Origin of the sequence: Streptomyces sp. NPDC059564 (genome assembly GCF_042735575.1) — a bacterium.
Taxonomy (GTDB): Bacteria; Actinomycetota; Actinomycetes; order Streptomycetales; family Streptomycetaceae; genus Streptomyces.
This window is the reverse complement of sequence record NZ_JBHWBP010000515.1, coordinates 1-3,924: the sequence shown is the minus strand read 5'-3', so window position 1 is coordinate 3,924 and position 3,924 is coordinate 1. Positions and strand designations below refer to the sequence as shown.

Sequence of the window (3,924 nt, the reverse complement as noted above, 5' to 3'; positions counted from 1 at the left end):
TTCCTGCCCGTCCATGCGTATGCGTTCGTGCGGTCCATCGACGTCCTCCTTCGGCGTGTTCGACTGACGTGTGACCGGCGTGCCGGCCGTCAGGCGACCGTCAGCGGAGTCCGCGCCCGGCCCGGGTGCCGACTGGCCGGGTCGCGCAGCAGTTCGCCCATGAACCGGGCCGCCCGGTCGATTTCGTCGCCGGTGATGCCGGTCAGGTCCTCGTCGTCGACGAACGTCGTGCTGCCGATGTCCGTGAGCAGGGTGATGTACTGGTGGTTGTCGCGGTGCCGCATCGTGTCGGCGAGCGCCTCCTTCATCACGTCCGCGTCGGCGAACATCGGATGGGAGACCGCCAGCCCGATCCTGCGGGTCGTGTCGATGATCCGGGTCAGCTGCTCGCGGCTCAGCATGCCCCGGTCGGCGGCGAGGACCGCGCTGAACACACAGTCCATCGCCACCGCTTCGCCGTGGTGCAGTTCCGGCAGGGCGCGCATCTCCACGATGGGGGAGAACGTGTGACCGTAGTCCACGATCCGCTTCAGGTCCGCCTCCCACAGGTTCCGCTGCAGTTCCTCCGCCATGCCCGTGATCGCGCGGCGGACCACCTCCAGCCCCGGCTTCGGGTCGTCCGGCCCGGCACCGCTGTCCTGCAGCCGGTCGGCGACGAGCCGGGGGCCGTGCTCCTCCAGGACCTCGAAGAGACGTGCGTCCTTGATGAGCGCCATCTTCAGTGCCTCACCCAGACCGCTGCGGACCTGGCGCTCGGGCAGGGTGGCGATCAGACCGCGGTCGATGATGGTCCGCGGGGGCGGGGCGAACGTGCCGAGGCGGTTGCGGCACCCCTCGTAGTTCACGCCCGTCTTCGCCGACACCGAGCCGTCGATCTGCCCGAGCAGTGTGGTGGGCACCCGGACGTACGGAATGCCGCGGCGGTAGAGGCTCGCCGCCATGCCCACGACGTCCTGGAGCACGCCGCCGCCGATCGCGACGGGCGGAGTGCCCACCCGGGCGGTACCGATCTCCGAGAGCCGGGTGGCGACCCGCAGCATCTGGTCGATGCTCTTGTGCTGGTCACCGCCGCGCAGCGTGAGGTACTCCACCTGGACGTCGTTCTCCGCGAAGTAGCTGCGCACACGGTGCCCGAAGATCCCGTCGACCGTCTCGTCCAGCACCACCAGGCGGGTGCCGTCGCACCGCTCCGCGCCGGGCACCAGGCCCAGCTCGGGGTTGGCGGGGTCGAAGACGTCGTCCGTCACGACGATCTCGTACTCGACCTTCTTCGTGGCCGACATGGTCCAGCGGTTGTGCACGGTCTTGGAGTCGCGGGCGCGTGTCATTGCGGGAGACCTTCTCTCGGTTTGCCGTGTGGGGGCGCGCTTGGGCGCCGTCACCACGCTAGGAAGACGGCGGCCACGCGTCCGTCGCCCGTTCGCCCCAGCGGGGAGAGGAGCACACGGCGTCCGATCGGAGGACACGCGGGTCGCCCCTCGCACTACACCGGACGGCCGGCACGCGTCGGACACCGCACGCGTGCAACCGATACATCACCCAAGGTGTGCGGTCCGCGTGGATGCGGTCACGCTCCGTGCTCTGCCTCACGGGTAGGCCCTGACGCGTCCACGCGGGCCGGCAACCGGACGCGTACCCGGGTGCCGCGTGCCACCGGCGGGAACTCCATGCTTCCGCCCAGCGACTCCACGCGCGCCCGGTGGGAGGCGAGTCCGATGTGGCCTTCGGCCAGGCGGTGTCTGAGAGCGGCCGGGTCCACACCGACACCGTCGTCACCCACCTCCAGCGTGATCTCGTTCCCGTCATCGCGCAGGTCCAGCACGACGGAGCTCGCGCGCGCGTGCCGGGCGACGTTGTTGAGCAGTTCCCGGGCGACGGCGAACACGACGACGTCGTCGGCCAGACGCCGGGGGTAGTCGGTGGTGCACTCCACCGGAGCGCCGATCCGTTCGGAACACGAAGCGGCCAGGGACCTCAGGGCCGCCGCGAGGCCGGCCTGTTCGAAGACCGACGGATGGAGGGCGACGCTCGCCTCCCGGAGCTCCGTCGAGACATCTCCGAGCAGTCCGTGAGCCCGCCGCACCGACGCGATGTCGGAGGGCCTCTTGAGGGCCTGCTGGAGGTCCTGCCGGGCGGCGAGCAGAGTCTGCAGAGGGCCGTCGTGTATCGCTTCGGAGACGGCCCGGCGCTCCCGCTCTTCCGCAGTGATCACATCGTTGAGGAGCACCGACCGGCCGATGGTCAGCTGTGCGACGCTCGCCAGCCGCCGTTCCTGGCCACGGGAGATGGTGTACGAGACCACGCACAGCAGCGCCAGCATCGCCGTCACCGCCGTGAGGATCCCGGGCGGCATCTGCGCCCGGAACACCGGGTCCGACACCACCGAGACCGCGCCGACGGCGATCGCCGACACCGACAGCAGTGCCGCCCGGCGTCCGGTCTGCGTCGCGGTGAAGAACGGCAGGAACGCCAGCAGCCCCAGCGGGGCGTATCCGCCCGCGGACAGGAACTGCAGGGCGCAGACGACGACGACGTCCACGACCGCCATGGGGTCGAGGCGCTGTATGCGGTGGACCGGCCGGGGGCGCCGCACGAGCAACCACCACGCGGCCAGCGACACGCAGGCGTAGGCACCGATGAGCGCCAGCTGCGGCGGCCACTGCCTCGAGGGCGTCGCCGTCAGGACCACCAGCACCATCACCGCGATCAGACAGAACCGCAGAACGCTGCGCAACGCCTGGGCCTGCTGGTCGAACCTGAGGAAGATGCCCGCCAGCGCGTCGCCGCCGGGTGTTCCGGGAGCGACCGGCGGCCAGCGGCCGGCCACCCAGCCCGTGGAGGGCCGTGGCTCGCCTTGCGGCGCCGGGGGCGGGGCGTGCCCCGCGGTGTCTTGCGGACGCACATGGAGCAGTCTATGCGTCCCCGGCACCTGGTGCACTGGACGGCGGGCACGCCGGCGGGACCGGTCTCCCGCCCCCCGCGCCCGTGTCGGAACTGCTGTGGCGCAGGTCAGACCGCGTACCGAGGCCCGGAGGCGACAGATTGCGACCACTGGCCACGGGCGTAGTCTGAGGATCCCGGGGGACTTGTTGCCGGCGGGCCCTTCCGGGTCCGTACAGAGGTGAGCGATCCACCCATGAATGCTGACGAGTTCCCGGCCATCTCCGACTACGCCTTCCTCAGCGACGGTCACTCGCTCGCACTGGTCGGACGCGATGCCTCGGTGGAGTGGGCGTGCTTCCACCGGTTCGACGCGGCGCCCGTCTTCGCGCGCGTCCTCGACCGGGGGAAGGGCGGCTACTTCCGGATCGCGCCGACCGCCCCGTACACGGCCGACCGGCGCTACCTGCCGGACACCAACGTCCTGGAGACCACCTTCCGGACGGCGGACGGGGTCGTCACCGTCACCGACTGCCTGCCGGTCCACCCGGACCCCGAGCACCCCGGGCGCCCGGCGCGGCGGGAGCCGGGGCACCTGCTCCAGCGCCACGTCCGCGGCCGGTCCGGTGCGGTCGAGATGACCGTCGAGTTCTTCCCCACGTTCGACTTCGGACGGTCACCGGCGGCCTTCTCCCTCACCGACGCCGGTGTCCTGCGGGCGTCCGGCGGCGACGAGGCCCTCTACCTCCACACCGACCTCGGCGTCCTCGAACCGGTGGCGGAGGGCACGGCCGGGTGCCCGGGCCACGTTTCCCGGGCCGTCGTCACGGCCGGCACCGAGCGCGTCGCCGCCCTCGTTCACCTGCGGGCGTCACAACCCTTCCGGCAGCCGCCTTCCTCCGGAGAGCTCGACGACCGCCTGGCGGAGACCATCGCCTACTGGCGCGCCTGGGCGGGACGCTGTACCTACGACGGCGCCCACCGGGACGCCGTGGTCCGCAGCCTGCTCGTCATCAAGGGCCTGATCTACGCCGACACGGGCGC

At 71.5% G+C, this 3,924-nt stretch carries 3 protein-coding genes; 1 reads left to right on the top strand and 2 read right to left on the bottom strand.

Annotation, left to right across the window (positions count from 1 at the left end):
* Positions 1-89: 89 nt before the first annotated feature.
* Complete coding sequence (locus tag ACFV0Q_RS39295; RefSeq protein ID WP_385012603.1) at positions 90-1,328, bottom strand: sedoheptulose 7-phosphate cyclase; 1,239 nt, start codon at positions 1,326-1,328, stop codon at positions 90-92.
* Between the two features lie 239 nt (positions 1,329-1,567).
* Positions 1,568-2,902, bottom strand: coding sequence for a sensor histidine kinase (locus ACFV0Q_RS39290; RefSeq protein ID WP_385012601.1), 1,335 nt, complete (start codon positions 2,900-2,902; stop codon positions 1,568-1,570).
* A 234-nt stretch (positions 2,903-3,136) separates the two neighbouring features.
* Here ACFV0Q_RS39290 and ACFV0Q_RS39285 point away from each other — a divergent pair.
* Positions 3,137-3,924, top strand: a 788-nt coding sequence (locus tag ACFV0Q_RS39285; protein WP_385012599.1) for a trehalase-like domain-containing protein, incomplete at its 3' end; no start/stop codon positions are given.

What these genes read in the sequence shown, in the direction of transcription:
- ACFV0Q_RS39295 (WP_385012603.1), bottom strand. Translation starts at nt 1,328, where the DNA reads ATGACACGCGCCCGCGACTCCAAGACCGTGCACAACCGCTGGACCATG.